Annotated in this window: 17 protein-coding genes; 11 read left to right on the forward strand and 6 right to left on the reverse strand. The window is 63.0% G+C overall.

What is annotated here, in order from left to right:
- Window positions 1-41 precede the first annotated feature (41 nt).
- From P0D80_RS31555 to P0D80_RS31575, 5 genes are all read right to left on the reverse strand, one after another.
- Entirely contained in the window at window positions 42-1,334 is a 1,293-nt protein-coding gene (locus tag P0D80_RS31555) for an MFS transporter (RefSeq protein ID WP_408180400.1), read from the reverse strand.
- Window positions 1,335-1,589: 255 nt separating this feature from the next.
- On the reverse strand, window positions 1,590-1,901 hold the full coding sequence (locus tag P0D80_RS31560) for a high-potential iron-sulfur protein (protein WP_132376353.1): 312 nt from the start codon (window positions 1,899-1,901) through the stop codon (window positions 1,590-1,592).
- Between the two features lie 253 nt (window positions 1,902-2,154).
- Window positions 2,155-3,261, reverse strand: coding sequence for an NAD(P)/FAD-dependent oxidoreductase (locus P0D80_RS31565; RefSeq protein WP_132376354.1), 1,107 nt, complete (start codon window positions 3,259-3,261; stop codon window positions 2,155-2,157).
- 327 nt (window positions 3,262-3,588) lie between these two features.
- On the reverse strand, window positions 3,589-4,014 hold the full coding sequence (locus P0D80_RS31570; protein WP_408289773.1) for a DUF4148 domain-containing protein: 426 nt from the start codon (window positions 4,012-4,014) through the stop codon (window positions 3,589-3,591).
- 257 nt (window positions 4,015-4,271) lie between these two features.
- Complete coding sequence (locus P0D80_RS31575; RefSeq protein WP_132376356.1) at window positions 4,272-5,249, reverse strand: AAA family ATPase; 978 nt, start codon at window positions 5,247-5,249, stop codon at window positions 4,272-4,274.
- A gap of 268 nt (window positions 5,250-5,517) precedes the next feature.
- On the opposite strand from P0D80_RS31575, the gene P0D80_RS31580 reads away from it, so the two are divergent.
- Together P0D80_RS31580 and P0D80_RS31585 are read left to right on the forward strand one after the other, a co-directional pair.
- The gene (locus tag P0D80_RS31580; protein ID WP_132376357.1) at window positions 5,518-6,045 is read left to right on the forward strand and encodes a hypothetical protein; all 528 of its coding nucleotides are present in this window, start codon (window positions 5,518-5,520) and stop codon (window positions 6,043-6,045) included.
- An 88-nt stretch (window positions 6,046-6,133) separates the two neighbouring features.
- Window positions 6,134-6,931, forward strand: coding sequence for an endonuclease/exonuclease/phosphatase family protein (locus P0D80_RS31585; protein ID WP_408180397.1), 798 nt, complete (start codon window positions 6,134-6,136; stop codon window positions 6,929-6,931).
- A gap of 28 nt (window positions 6,932-6,959) precedes the next feature.
- Here the strand turns inward: P0D80_RS31585 and P0D80_RS31590 are convergent, their stop codons facing one another.
- Complete coding sequence (locus P0D80_RS31590; protein ID WP_408289776.1) at window positions 6,960-7,940, reverse strand: aldose 1-epimerase; 981 nt, start codon at window positions 7,938-7,940, stop codon at window positions 6,960-6,962.
- Window positions 7,941-8,277: 337 nt separating this feature from the next.
- Here P0D80_RS31590 and P0D80_RS31595 point away from each other — a divergent pair, with 337 nt between their 5' ends.
- The 9 genes from P0D80_RS31595 to bcaP all read left to right on the forward strand — a co-directional run bounded on the left by P0D80_RS31595 (window position 8,278) and on the right by bcaP (window position 19,591).
- The gene (locus P0D80_RS31595; RefSeq protein WP_132377006.1) at window positions 8,278-9,330 is read left to right on the forward strand and encodes a LacI family DNA-binding transcriptional regulator; all 1,053 of its coding nucleotides are present in this window, start codon (window positions 8,278-8,280) and stop codon (window positions 9,328-9,330) included.
- Between the two features lie 113 nt (window positions 9,331-9,443).
- Window positions 9,444-10,463, forward strand: coding sequence for an ABC transporter substrate-binding protein (locus tag P0D80_RS31600; RefSeq protein ID WP_132376360.1), 1,020 nt, complete (start codon window positions 9,444-9,446; stop codon window positions 10,461-10,463).
- Window positions 10,464-10,899: 436 nt separating this feature from the next.
- Window positions 10,900-12,474, forward strand: coding sequence for a sugar ABC transporter ATP-binding protein (locus P0D80_RS31605; RefSeq protein WP_408180462.1), 1,575 nt, complete (start codon window positions 10,900-10,902; stop codon window positions 12,472-12,474).
- Window positions 12,464-13,501, forward strand: coding sequence for an ABC transporter permease (locus P0D80_RS31610; RefSeq protein ID WP_408248592.1), 1,038 nt, complete (start codon window positions 12,464-12,466; stop codon window positions 13,499-13,501). The genes P0D80_RS31605 and P0D80_RS31610 overlap by 11 nt, the downstream gene beginning before the upstream one ends.
- Before the next feature lie 46 nt (window positions 13,502-13,547).
- Complete coding sequence (locus tag P0D80_RS31615) at window positions 13,548-14,507, forward strand: ABC transporter permease (protein ID WP_408289779.1); 960 nt, start codon at window positions 13,548-13,550, stop codon at window positions 14,505-14,507.
- 659 nt (window positions 14,508-15,166) lie between these two features.
- Window positions 15,167-15,937, forward strand: a complete 771-nt coding sequence (locus tag P0D80_RS31620) for a ferredoxin--NADP reductase (protein ID WP_408180394.1) — start codon at window positions 15,167-15,169, stop codon at window positions 15,935-15,937.
- Between the two features lie 431 nt (window positions 15,938-16,368).
- The gene (locus tag P0D80_RS31625; RefSeq protein WP_408289782.1) at window positions 16,369-17,238 is read left to right on the forward strand and encodes a sensor histidine kinase; all 870 of its coding nucleotides are present in this window, start codon (window positions 16,369-16,371) and stop codon (window positions 17,236-17,238) included.
- Window positions 17,239-17,248: 10 nt separating this feature from the next.
- Window positions 17,249-17,905, forward strand: coding sequence for a response regulator transcription factor RqpR (gene rqpR / locus P0D80_RS31630; protein ID WP_408180392.1), 657 nt, complete (start codon window positions 17,249-17,251; stop codon window positions 17,903-17,905).
- Between the two features lie 294 nt (window positions 17,906-18,199).
- Entirely contained in the window at window positions 18,200-19,591 is a 1,392-nt protein-coding gene (bcaP, locus tag P0D80_RS31635) for a branched-chain amino acid transporter BcaP (RefSeq protein WP_408289784.1), read from the forward strand.
- Window positions 19,592-19,679 lie beyond the last annotated feature (88 nt).

Raw genomic sequence — 19,679 nt, forward strand, 5'->3', positions numbered from 1 at the left:
CTGCTGCCGGCAGCAAAACCTGATTGAAACTCAGGCGCCGTTCAAGCGGGCTTGCGATGCGCGTCGAGATCCGCGTGGCGCTTGCCTGGAATACAGGCCACCGCGACGATCGACAGCGCCAGTCCGCCCATCACGTAGTAAATCGGCGCGAGCGGCGAGCCGGTGGTGTTGATGAGCCATGTCACGACGAATGGCCCGAAGCCGCCGAACACCATCACCGCGATGTTGTAGGCGAGCGATAAGCCGGTCGAGCGCACGTTCGCCGGAAACAACTCTGCGATCAGCGCGCCGAACGGTCCGTAATAACCGGAGAGCGTGATCGACAGCAACGCCTGCACGAGAATCAGTTTCGACACGCTCGGCTCCGCCGCGAGCCACGCGAACAGCGGATAGATGATCACGAGCGTAATCACCAGCGACCACAACGACAGCCCCTTGCGCCCGATCCTGTCCGACCATGCGCCGGTCAATGGTGACAGCACCGTCAACAGCAGATTGCCGACGATCACCGCGTAAAACGATTGCGCGTAAGGCAGCTTGAGTTGATTGACCGCGAAGGTCGGCAGATAGCTGATCAGGACGTAGATCGTCACCGTGAGCGCGATCACCGAGCCGAGGCCGCAGAGCACGTCACGGGTGTGAGTTCTGAAAACTTCGCCGAGCGTCGCGCGCCGCGCGGTTTTTTGCGCGAGTAGAAACGCTTCCGAATCCGCGAGATGCCGGCGGATATAAAAGCCGATCGGCCCGATGATCAAACCCAGAATGAAGGGCACGCGCCAGCCCCAGGATTTCAGCGCCTCGGGCGACAGTCCGCGCGTGATCAATGCGCCCACCAGTGCGCCGAGCAGCAGCGCCGCCGCCTGGCTCGCCATCTGCCAACTGCCGTAGACGCCGCGCTTCGAAAACGGCGCCGCTTCGATCAGCAACGCCGTCGAACTGCCAAATTCACCGCCGGCGGAAAAGCCTTGCAGCGAGCGTCCGACTACGATCATCAACGGCGCGCCGATGCCGATCGCCGAGTACGGCGGTGCGATCGCCAGCAGCAGGATGCCGAGCGTCATCAGCGCGATGACGAGCGACAACGCCGCTTTGCGTCCCGCGCGATCCGCGTAGAGTCCGAGTACGATGCCGCCGATCGGCCGCATGACGAAAGCGACGCCGAACGTCGCGGTGGCGAGGAGCAGCGACGCATAGTCGTTGCCGGCCGGGAAGAACAACTGCGCGATCACCACCGTCAGAAAACCGAACACGGTGAAGTCGTACCACTCGAGTGCATTGCCGATCACAGCCGCGACGACGGCTCGCGTATGAAGGCTCCTTGACGCTGGTTTCATTCGACTCTCCAGCCTGCCAAAAGTATCCTGTGGTGCGTCGTTTTAGTGCAATGCCGTATTAGCGCGAGCGAGAAAAAAGAGCGCGAGCCGTAGAGGTCGCCTTGGAGTGTAAAGAGCGCACAAGCGGTTTTCAAGCAGCAAAAAGGCGTCTGCCGCGCGGGGTGGCAGACGCCTGAATGACTGGGCCTCGAATGCGCACCGCCATGTTGCGGCGCATTTCGCGCAACACTGAGTGCGTGTGCGGCTGATGGCTAATCAGGCCTTCTTGTTATATGCGCTGCACCAACCCTTGCTCGCAACCTGCTTGCCGGCGAACATCGGACAGCCGCCGTAGGGGTCGGTCGGCTTGGCCTGGTAGAAGCTGCAGTTGCCGCAGTCCTGGCCCGGTGCGTACTTGGCGAATTTCGCCTTGTCGACTTTCGTGGCGTCTTCCTTGTAGCCGAGTGCTTGCGCGGTCGGATCGGATTCGGCGACTTTCGGTGCGTCGGCAAATGCCTGGCGCGACAACGCAAAGGTGGACGCCACACCAATGCTGGTGATCAAAAACGTACGACGGGAAGGTTTCATGGGGACTCACTCCATTTCTATTGAACTGATCGCCGTTCTAGTGACAGCGGTTCTCAAGGATAGCAATGAAGCCGTCGCGCGTGACGGTCCAAATGATAGAGATAACCGAATTGGTACGGCCGCGCGGCTGAATGTCGCGCGGAATGCGAATCGATCGCATGCGAGGTGAGCACTTTGCGATGAAACACGCGATGCGCAAACCGCGCGCGAGTCGAGGCGCTCGCAGCGAAACCGTTGGCGCGAACCGCGTGAATCACGCGCGTCCGCTCAACTCGCACACTCGCTGCGCGATCGCAAGCGACGCCGTCAATCCCGGCGACTCGATACCGAACAGATTGACGAGTCCACGCACACCATGCGCGGCCGGACCTTGAATCACGAAGTCGGCAGCGGGTTCGCCGGGGCCGGAAAGCTTCGGACGAATCCCTGCATACGCGGGCTGCAATGCATCGTCCGGAAGCGCCGGCCAATAGGCGCGAATCGCCGCGTAAAACGATTCCGCGCGACGCGGATCGACGTCGTAATTGATCGCATCGACCCATTCGACATCAGGACCGAAACGCGCCTGGCCGCCGAGGTCGATGGTTAGATGCACGCCGAGGCCCGCCTCGTTCGGCATCGGATAAATCAGGCGGCTGAATGGCGCGCGCCCCGAGATGCTGAAGTAGTTGCCGCGCGCGAGATAGAGCGGCGGCACATGCCGCGCGTCGAGTCCGCGGATCTTGCGCGCCAGTGCGTTCGCCTGCAAACCGGCGCTGTTGATCACGCACGCTGCGCTGATCGTGGTCGGCGCATCGCCGCCCACCTTGATGATGAAGCGGCCATTGCTCGCTTCGATCGCCTGGACCGGCGAGTGAAACGCGCACACCGCGCCGTCGCGTTCGGCGTCGCCCTGCAGCGCCAGCATGAACTGATGACTATCGACGATGCCCGTCTGCGGCGAGAACACCGCTTCGACACATTCGAGCGCGGGTTCGAGTGCTTGCGCCTGGTCGCCGGTGATTCGCATCAGGTCGAGCACACCGTTGTCGCGGCCTTTGGCCATGATGCTTTCGAGCTGAGGAATCTGGTTGCGCGAAGTGGCCACCAGCAATTTGCCGCAGCGTGAATGCGGCACGTTACGCTCGACACAGTAGTCGTAGAGCATCTCGCGGCCGCGCACGCAAAGCCCGGCTTTGAGCGAGCCACGCGGATAGTAGATGCCCGCGTGAATCACCTCGCTGTTGCGCGAGCTGGTGCCCACGCCGATTGCTTCGGCCGCCTCCAGCACGATGACGTCGCGGCCTCGCGCCGCCAGTGCGCGCGCCACCGCGAGACCGATCACGCCGGCGCCGATCACTACACATTCGATTTGGTCCATGTCCCTTGACGCGGCCAACCTCGCCGCGCGCTACCTCGTTCACCCGATCAAGATGAAGACAGGGTGCGGCTGTCGCGTGCCGTCCACCGCTCGCTGCCGAACGCTCCTGTCCATTCGCAACCGCTACGTAAAATTGTACGACGCCGTACAGACACAAATGCCCGCAGTCGGCAATGACTGCGGGCATGCGGTCTTGAGCGGGTCTCAAACGTAGCGGCCGGACTAATTAGTGTACGCCGTCGAGGGTCGCCGCGCTCGCTTCTTCGCGTGGCCGGTGAATTGACACGCGGCCCGGTCGGGCCGCGGTGCTTGCGGGACGGCCGGCGCTTAGTCCTGCGTGCTGACGCCTCGATGCGCAGCTTCCGCCACATGGGTCTTTTGCGCGCGCGGCACGGTGTAGCCGCCGACCGCGAGTTCCTGCTGATAAGCCGGCGCGTTCGGATTCAGGCTCAATTGACCGTTGGCGCGAGCTTCGGCCAACTCAGCCTTCACCTGGGCACGGGTCTTCGGACCGTTGTCGGGCGTCGCGCTCACGCTATCGGCTGAAATCGGCGCGTACGGATTCTGGTTCAACTCGCCGGCTGCGCGAGCTTGCGCGACCTCGGCTTGCACTTGCGCGCGGGTCACGCCGCTCGGTTGCGTGTACGTGGCGACTTCGGGACGATACGACGCCGCCGGTCCGTAGCCGCTCGCGAAGGCCGGTGCGGCGATAGTGGAGGAGAAAAGCAAAGCGAGGGAAGCCGTTCGCATCATGGTGGTTTCCAATAGTCGTTGAATTGGGGTTCTGTACGTTGCTGAGTAACGTCTGGCGTGTCGCGCGGATGTCATCTCGTTGGGGGCTCAGTTTATTCCCTGACTATCGAAAAGCTAGATCGATTGACTACAACTTAGCATCGCATTAATAGCAACAATTGCCACGGCATTCACCGCGTTTCGGGCACGGATTCCCGGCTTCGGCCATAAAAAAGCCGCCCAGCGGCGGCTTTTCTACGAAAAAGTGGCAAAAATGCTCAAAAACCAATAGGTTTTCGCCGGTTTCCGTGGTCGAGGCGAATGTCGCCGGCTTCGACATGATCCCGCCCATCGATTCGCGCCGCGCCGAAGCCGTTGAGAATCGCGCGGCGCATTTCCCGCGGCGATGCCCGCATTAGCGCATCGAGTGCGGCGTCGCCGAGCACGTCGGGAAAGCGCAGTCCCCAGTTGTGCGCGCAGCGGATCTCGTCGTAGATCGCCTGCGCGATACGGCGCGCGCCGTCGTGATCCGGCGGCGGGATCTCATACACGTTCATCCGGTTCAGGATCGGCTCGGGAATCGAGCGTTCGTCGTTCGCGGTCGCGATCCAGATCACGTGGCCGGCATTGATCGGAATCTCGGCGAACTCGTCGATGAAGGTCTGCGCCGTGTCGTGCTCGAGCAGCGCATACAGCGCGCCGAGCGGATCGTATTGCGAATCGCCAGTGGCCTTGTCGATTTCGTCGACCGCGATCACCGGGTTCGCGTAGCTGCCGTTCACGAGCGCATCGAACACCTTGCCCGGTTTTGCGTTCTTCCACTGCGACGAGGCGCCCGAGAGAATCCAGCCCGCCGTCAACGAACTCATCGCCACGTATTGATACGCGGTGCCGAGCAGGCGCGCCAACTGCTTGGCGAAGTGAGTCTTGCCGATACCGGGGTCGCCGAGCAGGAGGATCGGCATCAGTTCGAGCCTGTCTTCTGTTTCCAGACACAAGGCGACCTGCTTGCGGATGTCGTCGAGCGGCGCGGAAAAGTTGGGCAGCGCGTCGATCAGATCGTCGATCGACGGCATGCGGTTTGGCTTCACGCAAAAGCGCATATTGCCGGTTTTCAGCATCTTTTCGTATGTCGCGCGCAGTGCCTCGTTCGCGCCTTCACCGAGATCGTTCAGCGCGGTCTCGACCTGATCGAGGTCGTACACCCTGCTGAAAGACGCCACGGCGATTTCCTGTTTGACCATTGCTGTTGTCATCGCTCACCCCGTCTGGCTGGTCTTGCTGTTGCGGCGCCTGGTGGGCACCGTTTCAGGTCCAGTGTAACGAGGCCATATTGGCGTGCAAGCCAGCAGTCGTGCCGCTCTGCTGCTAACAGCGGGTTGTTTTTGGGGATTCCCAGCCTTATCTGAAATGGATTGTTGCTGAACCCGGCCCCGTTTGAAGTGTCAGAAAGGCGTTGCGCCCATCAGGGGTAAGATGGCCCTCTGGCTACGCTGCCGGATCTCGTGACCGGAGACTTCTTCTATGTGGAAAACCAGTATCGCGGCCGTATTGCTCGGCACGTCGTTGCTTGCGAATGCACAACAAAGCGCACAACAAAGCGCGCAACAACGGCCGGCGCAGCAGGTCGTGCAATGGCAGTTGCAAGTCATGCGCGACGGCCAGCAAATCGACGCGTTCGACGGTACCACTACCGTCGGCCAGGCGCGCACGGACACGCATCACAAGATCGTGCAACATAACGTCGGCTGCAAGGATCAGCCCGCCGGCAGTATCGATCTGGCGCGCACGCTGACCGTCTCGCCGCTGCAGGCGGATGCAAGCGGCGTCACACTGTCGATCGAAGCGCAGGAAACGTTCGAGGAAAACGCCGCGCGGCAAACCGACACCGGCTGCAAACTGCCGCCGCAACCGCGCCAGGTGAGCGCGAGCCATCCGGGTCTGAAGGTGGCGACGGGGCAATGGGCCAGTTGGACCATCGTCGACAAGGACCCAAACCTGGTCTACCGCGTGCGTGCGAGTCTCGCGGACAGCGCAAACACAGCAAACTGATCGAACCGATGCAAAGAACACGCAAGAGAATGCGCAAACAGCACGCGACTAACCGACGCCCCCAACCAGAACACGTGGACAACGCGGCATGCGAAACCCCGAAGAATTGATCCGCGAGAGCGTAGCGCCCAAGGATTTCGTTGCGGTGAGCTGGAACCTGCATAAAGGCCGTACACCGCTCGGCTTTCAGGCCTGGCAAGCCATGCAACGCTGGGTGCAATCGACCCACGCGGACGCCTATTTTTTACAGGAAGCGATGGCGCGGCGCATGCCGTCGCCGGTGCTGGCAAGCAGTTTCGGCGCGCCGCTCTCCGATCCGTTGAGCGACGTCTGGCATTGTCAGGCCACCGAAATCGCGCGCGCGCTCGAACTCGAAATCGCGCTCGGACCGAATGTTTTCAAACCGTCGTGGCGGCATGGCAATGCGATCCTGTCGCCGCATCCGCTCGATCTCGGCGGACGCTGGGACATCTCCGCGCATCGCTTCGAAAAGCGCGGTTTGCTGGTGGCGCGAGCCACCTTCGGCGGTCACTCGGTCACGCTGCTGTGCGCGCATCTTGCGCTCACGCGTTCGGCCCGCTTGCGTCAGATGAACTGGATCGCGCACTGGATCGCAAAGGAAGCGCCTGAAGGTCCGCTGGTGCTGGCCGGCGACTTCAACGACTGGCGCAACGATTCCGTGCCGCTGTTCGGCGAGCATGGTTTGCAAGAAGTGGCCACGCTGCTCGGCGAGTCCGGCCGCACCTTTCCGGCTTTCTCACCCGCACTCGCGCTCGACAAGATGTTCGTGCGCGGCATGAAGCCGATCGAATGGATCCAGCCGACGCAAGAAACCGCGTGGCTCTCGGATCACCTACCGTACATGGCTCGCTTGCGGGTCGAATAGACGCAGAGCAAACCACAGGCGCCGCATATTAGTCCTTGTGCGGCGTCCATTTCAGCGTCGCGGCGATCTCCTCGCCCGGCTGCAACACGCAGCCGCCCACGTGCTCACGCATGCCGACCGCGTTGAAACAATCGGTGGTGTTCGTCACCGGTTCCACGCACAGTTGCGCATCGTTGGCCGGCGCGAATATCACCATGTGATCGAACGGCGCATCGGCGGTCATCGTCAGTCGACGGTGTTCGTCGGGCCACGCAATGGTCGCCTCGCGCGACCAGTTCGCAAAGTTGTTATCGAGATCGAAAGCGTCCGGCGACATGCCTTCGCGCAACGCGGTCACAGCGGGATGCGGGCCGAGATGCGTCGGCAATACCTCGGCGTCGGCGTGCCACATGGCTGCCACGTCGGCGTACACGCGAGTCTGCGCAGTGCGCGGATAGTACGGGTGATGCCCCATGCCGAACGGCATCGGCTGCCCGGCCAGGTTTTGCGCCGACAGCGTAATGTGCAATGCGCCGCCGCTCAACTCGATACGCTGCCGCGCGCAATAGCGAAACGGCCAGTCGCCGGGTACGCGCGAATCCGGTTCATGTTCGAAGTGCAGTTCGACCGAGCTTTCCGTGCGTGCCCCGACTTGCCAGGGATGCCGCCACGCATTCCCATGCAGCGCATGGCCGAAACGCGTGTCGCTGCCGGCGAGATCGATCGTGCGGCCGTCGAAGTCGAAACGCGCGTCGCGAATCCGGTTGCAGTAGGGAAAGAGCGGAAAGCTCGCCATGCGCAGCGGATCGCGTTCAGCGAAGGCCGCCGGCACGGCCGGCCGCAGCCAATGCAGCGGGCCGTTGGGCGTCGTCTCGTAGAACGCCGCCAGCGCGCCGCCCACTTCGGGCGCAATCACGGCACGCAGCGCGCCGGCCGAGAGCGTGACGACCGTGGCCACGACCGCGGGATCATCGAGCCACATGAGCCCGGTCGCGAGCGGGCGGATCGAATTCAAGGAAACGTCGCGCATGGTCAGAAAAGTCGGGGCCTCAGGCGGATGGCGGCATGAACGCGCATCGGTGTCTCCTATGACGTGCCGCGCACAACGCGTGGCCGGCGGACTGTCAGAATCCGCGCGACCGAGAATCGCACGCCAAAGCGCAGTCGTCAATATTATTAGTAATAAATTGCAGGCCTGAGGTCGTGCAAACGGCGATGAAGCTCTCCCAAATGACGGGTTAGCGCGCGTTGCCGCGCGCATATTATTAGTGGTACCGTCAAGCACCGAGATGCCCACGGCATGCCCCAGCTTTAGCGCCGCTGCAGCGGCCCGCACAATGAAAAAATCGACTCAACGCCGTCCGACCATGACCGACATCGCCAAGCTCACTGGCGTGTCGCAATCGACTGTCTCGCTGGTGCTGAACAACGCGACCGGCGCGAAGTTCTCGGAGACTACCCGCAACAAGGTGCTGAAGGCCGCGCACGACCTCGGCTACCGGCTGTCGCTGCGCGAGCCGGTGTCGGCCTCGGCCGATGAACGCAATCTGATCGTCTATCTCGCCGACGAAATTTCCACCAGTCCGCATCCGGTCGTAAACATCGACGGCGCACGCGATGCGGCCTACGCAAGCGGCAAGATGCTGGCGGTCTATTCGACGCACGGCAACGCCGACATCGAGAAGCAGGTGCTGGACACCACGCTGTCGAATCCGCATGTGTTCGGCGTGATTTACGCGACCGTCTATACGCGCAAGGTGACGCCGCCGACGGCGCTGTCACAGGTGCCGACCGTGCTGCTGAACTGCTATACGGGCGAAGGCGGGTTTTCTTCGGTGGTGCCCGCCGAAGTGGCCGGCGGCCATCTGGCGACCGACTATCTGCTGCAAGCCGGACATCGGCGGATCGGCTATATCAACGGCGAGCCCTGGCAGGATGCCTCGAAGGATCGCCTCAAAGGCTACCGCACCGCGCTCGCGACCGCCGACCTGCCCTACGCGCCGGAAATGGTGCGCGACGGCGACTGGAGCTCGGGTCTCGGCTTCGAACTGACGCTCTCGCTGATGCGCGAACCCAATCCGCCGACCGCGATTTTCTGCGCGAACGACCTCACCGCCATCGGCGCGATCGAAGCGCTGAAGCAACTCGGCCTGCGCGTGCCCGAAGACGTCTCGGTGCTCGGCTACGACGACCAGGAAATTGCCCGCCACACGCATCCGCCACTCTCGACGGTCGTGCTGCCGAACTACGAATTGGGGCGCTGGGCCGTTGAGACCTTGCTGCAGGAAGAACACAACCGTGCCGCCGGCGCGCCGGTTCGGCATCGCATGGTCAAACTCGACGGTCCGCTCGTCGAACGCGGTTCGGTCAGGGTAATTACCGAGGCAAAAAAGCCAATAATTAATATTATTAGTGATTGACCGATAATAATTCAGGATGGAATAATCGGCACGTCCGGTGGGGCAGATCAACGCCGGCCGGCAGGAGAAATTAAAAGCAAATACACCTACCTCACCAGGTACTGGAGGAAGACATGGCGTCGCTCAACACGCAGTCGCGCAGTCACGTGCGCAAGCAGCAGATTCGTCCGCTGGCGGGTTCGCTGCTGGCTCTGGCAATCGGTTTCGGTGTCGCCGCCGCGCACGCCGACGACGCGCTGCCGAAGTTATCCAGCAAGACTCCGCTGAAGGTCGGCTTCGCGCAGACCGAAAGCAACAATCCGTGGCGTCTGGCGGAAACCAAGAGCTTCAAGGACATCGCCGCGAAGTGCGGCTGGCAGTTGGTCATGACCGACGCCAACAGCTCGAACTCCAAGCAGGTATCGGACATCCAGAACATGATCGCGCAGCACGTCGATCTGCTGGTGTTCCCGCCGCGCGAAGAAAAGCCGCTTGCACCGGTCGTGCTGCAAGCCAAAAAGGCCGGCATTCCGGTCATCCTGGTCGACCGCGACGTCGATCAATCGGTCGCCAAGGCGGGCCGCGACTACATCACCTTCATCGGTTCGGACTTCATCGATCAGGGCCATCGCGCCGCTGACTGGCTCGTCAAGGCGACTGGGGGCAAGGCGAAGATCATCGAACTCGAAGGCACCACCGGCGCGTCCGCCGCGAACGATCGCAAGAAGGGCTTCGACGAGATCATCGCGAAGAATCCGGGCATGACGATCATCGCGTCGCAAAGCGGCGACTTCGCGCGCGACAAGGGCCGCCAGGTCATGGAAACGCTGCTGCAGGCGCATCCGGACGTGACCGCCGTCTACGCGCACAACGACGAAATGGCGCTCGGCGCGATCGCCGCGATCAAGGCTGCCGGCAAGCAGCCGGGCAAGGACATCCAGATCGTCACGATCGACGGCACCAAGGGCGGCATGGACGCGATCGCGGCCGGCGAACTCGGCGCGAGCGTGCAGTCGAGCCCGTTCTTCGGCCCGCTCGCCTGCGACGTCGCACAGCGTTACGCGAAGGGCGAAAAGATCCCGACGTGGGTCAAGGTGTCCGACAAGTTCTACGACAAGAGCAACGTGCAGCAGAACATGCAGTACGGCTATTGATGGCTAAGCGCCGCTGTATGCGCGGTCTTGAAGTTTGAGCGCTGCGCTGTAGCAGAGCGTCCACGCGCTCCGGCGGCGCCCCGAAGAAGGAAGTCGCCCCGCCCGAAGTAAGTTCTGTTTGAAACATCGGGGGTCCGGGGATTGCTTTGCAGGACGTCCCCGCCCCGAATCTGTCTCCTCGGGGGGCGGGCGGCGGGAAGGGTTCGGAGCGACGCGTTCGTGGCAGCACGAGCCGTCGCTTCGCTTTTATGCGGCGTAACATGGTCCGGCGACACCGCCCGCATCTGAGCCCGAACGAAAGGCCGCACCGGCTCGCACGTGCAATGCATGGCGCGCACGCGGCAAATCAGGCAGCACACGCATCAGGAGGACACCCGTGACGGAATCCGGCAAAGAGACGCCACACTCTCCCCTTACCCGTTCGCCGCTGCTCGAGATGCAGGACATTGGCATCAGCTTCGGCGGCGTACCCGCGTTGCGCGCCGCCAATCTGAGCGTCGCCGCCGGCGAAGTGCATGCGCTGATCGGCCAGAACGGCGCGGGCAAATCGACCATGATCAAGATCCTGACCGGCGCGTATCGGCGCGGCTCGGGAAGCGTGCGCTTCGAAGGCCGCGAGGTCGATTTCCGCACGCCCAAGCAAGCGCGCGAAGCCGGCATCAGCACGATCTATCAGGAGATCAATCTGGTCCCGTTCCGCTCGGTGGCGGAGAACATTTTCCTCGGCCGCGAGCCGCGCCGGTTCGGCTTGATCGACTGGCGCGCGGTGCAGCAACGCGCCGCCGCACTGCTCGAATCATTCGGTTTGCAGATCGATGTGAAGAAACCGGTCGGCCGGTATTCGACCGCCATCCAGCAGATGGTGGCGCTTGCGCGCGCGGTGTCGTCGGATGCGAAGATGGTCATCATGGACGAGTCCACTTCATCGCTCGACGAACGCGAGGTGGAGTTGCTTTTCACCGTGGTGCGCAAGCTGCGCGACGACGGCCGCGCGGTGATCTTCGTGTCGCATCGGCTCGACGAGCTCTATGCGCTGTGCGACCGCGTCACCGTGATGCGCGACGGCCAGACCGTCGCGCAAAGCACGATGGCAGACATGGACAAACTGCAGCTCGTCACGACGATGCTCGGCCGCACGCTCGCCGCCGTCGTGCAGGACGACGCCGACGCGCGCGAAGCGAACCTCGCGCGGCGCGGCAAGCAGATGATTGCGGCGACACAACTGAGCGCGCATCCAAAGGTGAGCGACGTCTCGCTCGAAGTGCATGCGGGCGAAGCAGTCGGTCTCGCGGGCCTGCTCGGCTCGGGCCGCACGGAAACCATGCGGCTGATGTTCGGCGCCGATCCGCTGGAGCAAGGCTCGCTCTCGATCGGCGGCGAAACGGTGGCGCTGAAGTCGCCACAGGACGCAATTGCGCGCGGCCTCGCGTACCTCACCGAAGACCGCAAGGCCGAGGGCATCGTCCCCGAACTCTCGGTGCGCGACAACCTCACGCTCGTCTGTCTGCGCACGCTGGCGAAGAACGGCGTGGTCGACGTGAAGAAGCAGCAGGCGATCGTCGATCGTTTCATTGCGTCGCTCGGCATCAAGCTGCGTTCCGCCGATCAGCCGATCCGCGAACTATCGGGCGGCAATCAGCAGAAGGTTCTGCTGGCGCGTTGGCTCGCAGCCGAGCCTTCGCTCTTGCTGCTCGACGAACCGACGCGCGGCATCGACGTCGGCGCCAAAGCGGATGTGGCGAAGATCGTGCGCGAGTTGCGCGACGCGGGCCTCGCCGTGCTGCTGTCCGCCTCCGAACTGGAGGAGCTGACCGCCGTGGCCGATCGCGCGGTGGTGATCCGCGACGGCCGCACGGTCGCCGAACTGAACGGCGCCGACATGAGCGAGAGCGCGATCATGGACGCCATCGCCTACGGCAGCGACGGCCATTCGCAACTGGCCGAAGCCGCGCAAACGGCAAACGCCGCACACATCGAAGACGCGTTGGAGGGCGACCGTCATGGCGCTTAAGTTGCACACGGAATCGTTGCATACCGAGCCGCGGCTCGGCGAAACCGCCCAGCAGATGACGGCCGCGCCGCCCGCCGCCCCAGCAACGACGGTGCGTAAATGGCGCCATCTCGCGATGCAGCGGGAAGTCATCGTCCTGCTCGCGATGGTGCTCTTCAATCTGATCTTCACGCCGCACTTCTGGTCGCTGCAAACCTTCAACGTCAACATGACGCAGGTGGTGACGATCGTGATCGTCGGCATCGGCATGACGCTGGTGGTGGCGACCGGCGGCATCGATCTGTCGGTGGGCGCGTCGATGGCGATCTCCGGTGCGCTCGCGCCGATGCTGTTCCTGAACATTGCCGGACCCGGCGGCATTGCGCTCGCGTTCGTGCTGCCGGTGCTCGCCGCCGCGCTGTGTGGCGTCTTCAACGGCTTGCTGGTGACGAGGTTATCCGTGCAGCCGATTGTCGCGACGCTGGTGCTGTTCATCGCCGGACGCGGCATCGCGCAAGTGGTCACCGACGGCAGCCTGCAGGCGTTCAACACGCCCGCGTTCCAGTGGATCGCGCTGGGCAAGGTTGCAGGCGTGCCCTTCCAGGTGCTGCTGATGCTGGCGCTGGTCGCCGTATTCGTGTGGGTCGTGCGCAAGACCCTGTTCGGCCAGTATCTGCTGATCACCGGCGGCAACGAAAAGGCCGCCTATCTATGCGGGGTGCCGACGGCCACGGTGAAGCTGATCGCCTACACGCTGTGCGCTGCGCTCGCGGGGCTGGCGGGGCTGATCTCGATCTCCGTGAATTCGTCCTCGGATGCGAACGTGGTCGGGCTCGGCGTCGAGCTCGATGCGATCGCGGCAGTCGCCGTCGGCGGCACGGCGCTCACCGGCGGCAAGGCGTATATCGGCGGCACGCTGATCGGCGCGCTGATCATCCAGTTGCTGCGCTACACGCTGCTCGCGCACGGCATTCCCGACGCGGCGGCGCTGGTGGTGAAGGCCGGCATCATCGTCGCGGCGGTTTATGTGCAGCGGCGCTCGCGCTAAGTCTCGCTAAATCACGCGCCTCAGAGAAAATTCCGGACTCGAAGCGATGAAAAAGAATCTTCCTATCCTGCTCGCACTGGCCGCGCTCGTCGTATTCGGCCTCGTGCGCTACGAGCATTTCGGCTCGGCGTACAACATCACCTCGTTCTGGCGCTACAACTCGATGTTCGCGCTGATCTCGGTCGGCATGGCGTTCGTGATCATCACGGGCGGCATCGATCTGTCGGTGGGCACGGTGGCCGCGCTGGCCAGTGTCGTCGCCGCGCTCACCAGCGTCTATGGCGGCTGGGTCGCCGTGCTGGCAGGATGCGCCGCGGGACTCGCGGTCGGCGTGCTGAACGGATTGATCATCACGCGCCTGAAAATCCTGCCGTTCATCGTCACGCTCGCGACGAGCCTCTGCGCGCACGGCGTCGCGCTGCTGCTCGGCAAGAACGATGCGGTGTCGATTGCCGCCGATTCGAACTTCGGCAACTTCGGTCAAGGCGATCTGTTCGGACTGCCGATTCCGGGCCTCGTCGCTGTCGTGGCGGCGTTAGCCGGCTGGCTCGCGCTGCGCAGTACGCGCTTCGGCCGGCATTCGCTGGCGATCGGCGGCAGCGAGGAAGCCGCGCGGCTGATGGGCCTGAACGTCGACCGCACGCTCGTGATGGCCTATGCGGTGAGCGGCCTGCTCGCCGGCATGGCGGGCGTGATCCTCGCCGCGCAGTTCGGCGCGGGACAACCGAACGAAGGCGTCGGCTGGGAGCTGTTCGCGATCTCGGCGGTGGTGCTTGGCGGCACGCTGCTTACGGGCGGTGAAGGCTCGATCGCGATGACGATTGCCGGCGTGTTGTTGCTCGGGCTGGTGTTCAATCTGCTGAACTTCGAGAACGGGCTGGGGTTTATCAGCTTGTCGGCGTATTGGCAGTCGGTGATTCGAGGCGTGTTCCTCCTGCTGGTGATCGTGTTGCAGGCTCGCGTGCTGAAGCAGCGCGGGAAAAAGCGGGTCGTGGCTGCGGCGTGACTGGCTGATTCACGCTGAACGGTCGATCGATGCGGCGAGAGCTCGCGGCGGTCTTGTGCTCACTTTCATGAGCATCGAGGTAATCAAAGCGGAAAACGCCAGAATCCTTACTAAAACTGGGATTCCGACGTTTTTATCAATCATCCGAATGCCTTTGTGTACCAACCTATCACGGTCAGAACGGGCCCGATAGAAACGCCGTCGCGCGCACGCCGCGCAGCTCGCCGCGTTCCGTTTCCTCACCGTTCATTACGCTTTTGCCAGTTTTATCAGCAGGGTCAATGCTGCAGCGCATGGCGGGTTTCGGTATCATCCTGAAAATGTTGCCCGCGCGGCGCGCCTACCCGGCGCATCCCGGACAACCGATGGCAGCCGCCCTGCGCGACATTCGCCCATCGCCGCACCCCTGCTGAAGCGCGTAGCCGCACCACGCCAACGTATTCCGCGGCGCCGATCGCAAAGACAGCCGGCGCCGACGCTTCCAGGTCCGGTAACCCGCTTCACCACGCTCAACCGCGGCGTCGCAGCCCTCAGGCAGCGGGCGCGGTAAAATAGCGGATTGCGCGTGATTCCCGTATGGGTTAGCGCAGCATCGCCCTTGCCGTGCCGGCCGGCTCAAAACGACTGGCCGCCTTTGTTTTCGCACTATCCAAGAAGCCATGAGCAACCTGAATTCACAAACCGTCCTGAGCGTCCATCACTGGACCGATACGCTTTTCAGCTTCACCTGCACGCGCGATCCGTCGTTCCGTTTCGAAAACGGCCAATTCACGATGGTGGGCCTCGAAGTCGACGGCAAGCCGCTGATCCGCGCCTACAGCCTCGCGAGTGCGAACTACGAAGAGCATCTCGAATTCCTGAGCATCAAGGTGCAGGACGGCCCGCTCACGTCGCGTTTGCAGCATCTGAAGGTCGGCGACGAAGTCCTGATCGGCAAAAAGCCGGTCGGCACGCTGATGGCCGACAACCTGCTGCCGGGCAAGACCCTGTGGCTGTTGTCCACCGGCACGGGGCTCGCGCCGTTCATGTCGATCATCAAAGATCCGGATATCTACGACCGCTACGAGCGCGTCGTGCTCACGCACACCTGTCGTTTCGTCGACGAACTGGCCTACAAGGAATACATCACGGATCACCTGCCGGCGCACGAACATCTGGGCGAGCTGGTTCAGGAAAAGCTGCTGTACTACCCGACGGTCACGCGCGAAGCGTTCCAGAACCGCGGTCGTATCACCGAGCTGATCGAAACCGAAAAGCTGTTCGCCGACCTCGGCGTGCCAGGTTTCTCGCTCGAAAACGACCGCGTCATGCTCTGCGGCAGCCCGCACATGCTGCGCGACACGCGCAAGCTGCTCGACGAAGCGGGCTTCCAGGAAGGCAGCAACAACGCGCCTGGCCACTACGTGGTCGAAAAGGCCTTCGTCGGCTAAGTCACGGTCCGAAATTCGCGGCCCGCGCCGCGAAATCAGCAAAAGGAGCCTTCGGGCTCCTTTTTTTTCGCAGTTACAATTTGGCGTCCCCGGACTGACATTGTGCGTCGGTATTCTTCCTACAAAGCGGGCGTTGCAAATCATCAACCATTGCGTGAAATGTAGGCGCTAACCCTTGGTGGAACTGCATTTTTTCTTTTTATGAGATATCATCGCGGCGCATCATCAGTCGAATTGACACGCCTGTCGTGGCACACCCGCCATGTTACTGAATGTAAATTTCGTTACTTCACACCGTAGCGATTCGGCCGTTGCGTCCTAAGCGCGACGGCCTGCACCTGGAGGCCAGAGACCCACATGCGTTCTTTCGTCTTCGCGCCGCCGATGCGCATCCGCTTCGCTGTCCACAGCGCTTCCTGAGAGGGAAAGTCATGGATACGTCGACTGTCGTCCCGTTCACCGCCCCGCTTCCATCGTCACCGGCACGTGACGGATTCGACGCATCCGTCTCGGCCGAGCCCGTTGCGCTCGCTTCGTCGGCCGAACGGGAACTCGCGCGGCTGCGCGCCCGGATGCGCGAACTCTCGGCCGAGCTGGTTCAGGCGCAGGAAGCCGCGTGCCGCCATGTGGCGCGTGAGCTGCACGATGGCGTGGGTGCCGAACTGACGGCGACGCGTTTCGCGCTCGCCGGCGTCGAAACCTGGCTGCCCGCCGACGCGCCGCCGCAGTGCGCCGCCGCGCTCGCCGTGGCGAACCGGTCGCTCGACGCCGTCTGCGAAGCCAGCCGTCAGGCTGTCGCGGAACTGCATGCGCCGTCGCTCGAGGCCGGCATTGTCGGCGCGCTGGCCCACTGGACCGGCGACTTCGCCGCGCGCACGCAACTGCGCACGAGCTTCGTGTGCGCCGCCGACGTGCGTCTGACGCGCCTGCCCGCCGACGCCGCGCTGGCCGTATTCCGCGTCGCGCAGGAAGCGCTGAACAATATTGCCAAGCACGCGCGCGCCGAATCGGCGGACGTGCGCATCGAAACCAGCCGCCGGCACCTCACGCTGATCATCAGCGACGACGGTGTCGGCGTCACGCGCAACGCCCGCAGCCGCCTTGGCCATTTCGGCCTGAGTGGCATGCAGGCGCGCTGCGCGGCGTTCGACGGCACGCTGCGCGTGAGCGCACGGCGCGCCGGTCAGGAGCGCGGCGAGAGCGGCAACGCGTCGCGCGGAACCCTCGTGCGCGCGCGCTTTGCCTGGGACGCGATGCTAGCGCACGCGCCGCGCGCTGCTCGGCACGCGCTGCAATCGTGAGTACGCCATCATGAGTCTGCGCATTCTGCTCGCCGACGACCACGCGGTGGTTCGCCAGGGCGTCCGCCAATTGCTGCTCGACCGCGGCGTGGCGCGCGAAGTCACCGAAGCGCAAAGCGGCGCCGAGGCGCTCGACGCCGCCGGCCGCCACAGCTACGACGTGGTGCTGCTGGACATTTCGCTGCCCGACATGAACGGCGTCGAAGTGCTCAAACGTCTGAAGCGCAAGGCGCCGCGCGTGGCCGTGCTGATGTTCTCGATGTACCGCGAGGACCAGTACGCCGTGCGCGCATTGAAGGCCGGCGCCGCCGGCTACCTGTCGAAAACCGTCGACGCTGCGCAGATGATCGGCGCGATCAAGCAGGTCGCGGCGGGCCGCAAATACGTGAGCCCGGCGATGGCCGAAGCGCTCGCCGACTACGTTTCCTTCGACGGCGAACAGTTGCCGCACGAAAAACTTTCCGACCGCGAATATCAGACGTTGTGCATGCTCGCCTCGGGCAAGCGGCTGACGGATATCGCCGTGGCGCTCTCGCTGTCGGTGAAGACGGTCAGCGTCTACCGCACTCGGCTGCTCGAGAAAATGAAGCTGCGCAATAACGCCGAGCTGACGTTCTATGTGATGAGCAACCGGCTCATCGATCTGAATCCGGCGATGGCGGGCTGACGTCCCTTCGACGCCAGCGCGACTCTGTGTCGCTGCATAGCTCGGCCTTGCCGCGACTCATTTGCAAGAGAGCGATTCCCGTCCGGTTGGCCACGCATCAAGCTAAAGCCTTGCGGCCATTGCCTGTCCGGCGGACAAAGGTGCCGCTGGAATCGTCTCTGCCGGGGATTTTCAGCCCGGCGCATCGGCCCTGAAAAGCACGTCCCAAAATGGTGCAAGGTCATGCATCCGCTAAAATCGCGGGTTTCCCGACATTCGGCGCGCAACACGCGTGCACTACTGGAGACCCCGCCAATGTCCCTGTTTCGCAAAAAGAGCGTCGAGCACATGATCGCCGCGAGTGCTCAGAACGCCGGCTTGAAGAAAGCGCTCGGTGCGCTCGATCTGACCTTCCTAGGTGTAGGCGCCATTATCGGCACCGGCATTTTTGTGCTGACCGGTACGGGCGCCGTGCAGGCCGGCCCGGCGCTGATGATCTCGTTCCTGATCGCCGCTGTCGCCTGCGGCTTCGCTGCGCTCGCCTACGCCGAATTCGCCTCGACGATTCCGGTGGCCGGGTCGATCTACACCTACTCGTATGCGACGCTTGGCGAACTGGCCGCGTGGATTATCGGTTGGGACTTGATGCTCGAGTATGGGCTGGCCACCTCGGCGGTGTCGGTGGGCTGGTCGGGTTATCTGCAATCCTTGCTGTCGGGCTTCGGCGTGTCCTTGCCGGTCGCGCTGACGGCCGCGCCGGGCGCGTTGCCAGGCCATGACACGCTCTTTAACCTGCCCGCCTTCCTCGTGATGATGGCGATCACCGCGCTGTTGTCGGTCGGCGTGCGCGAGTCGGCGCGGATCAACAACATCATGGTCGCGATCAAGGTCGTCGTGGTGTTGCTGGTGATCGGCGTGGGCGTGTTTCACGTGACGCCGGCCAACTGGCATCCGTTCATGCCGAACGGCTGGAACGGCGTGTTCGGTGCGGCGGCGGTGATGTTCTTCGCGTTCATCGGCTTCGATTCGGTGTCGTCCGCGGCGGAAGAGGTGAAGGATCCGAAGCGCGATCTGCCGATCGGGATCATTGCGTCGCTGGGCGTTTGCGCGGTGTTGTACGTGGCAGTGGCTGCCGTGGTCACCGGCATCGTGCCGTCGGCGCAGTTCGCGAATATTTCGCACCCGGTGTCCTATGCGTTGCAGGTGGCGGGGCAAAAGTGGGTGGCGGGTTTTATCGACCTCGGCGCCGTGCTGGGCATGCTGACGGTGATTCTGGTGATGGCTTATGGGCAGACGCGGGTGATTTTTGCGATGTCGCGGGATGGGTTGTTGCCTGCTCGGCTTTCGAAGGTGCATCCGCGGTTTGCTACGCCGTTTTTTACGACCTGGCTCGTTGGGATTTTCTTTGGGTTGATCGGGGCGCTCGTGCCGTTGAATGTGTTGGCTGAGTTGATCAATATCGGTACGTTGGCCGCGTTTTCGATGGTGTCGATTGCGGTGCTGGTTTTGCGGAAAACGCATCCGGATTTGCCGAGGGCGTTTCGGTGTCCTGGGGTACCAGTTGTGCCGGTTTTGGCGGTCGCTTCCTGTCTGTTTTTAATGGTTAACCTTCAGGGGATTACCTGGGTGGCGTTTGTGGTTTGGTTGCTCATTGGGATGGTTATCTATTTCGGCTATTCTCGGCGGCATTCCAAGTTGAGCAAGTGATTTTTTTGCCTGCTTATTGGCTGTTTTTTTTGCCCATGGTCTTTGGGGTGTTGGCCTTTCCTTGAATTCATAGTGGTCCATTAGCGTT

The sequence above is a fragment of the Paraburkholderia sp. RL17-373-BIF-A genome (assembly GCF_046030175.1).
In the GTDB taxonomy this organism is placed as follows: domain Bacteria; phylum Pseudomonadota; class Gammaproteobacteria; order Burkholderiales; family Burkholderiaceae; genus Paraburkholderia.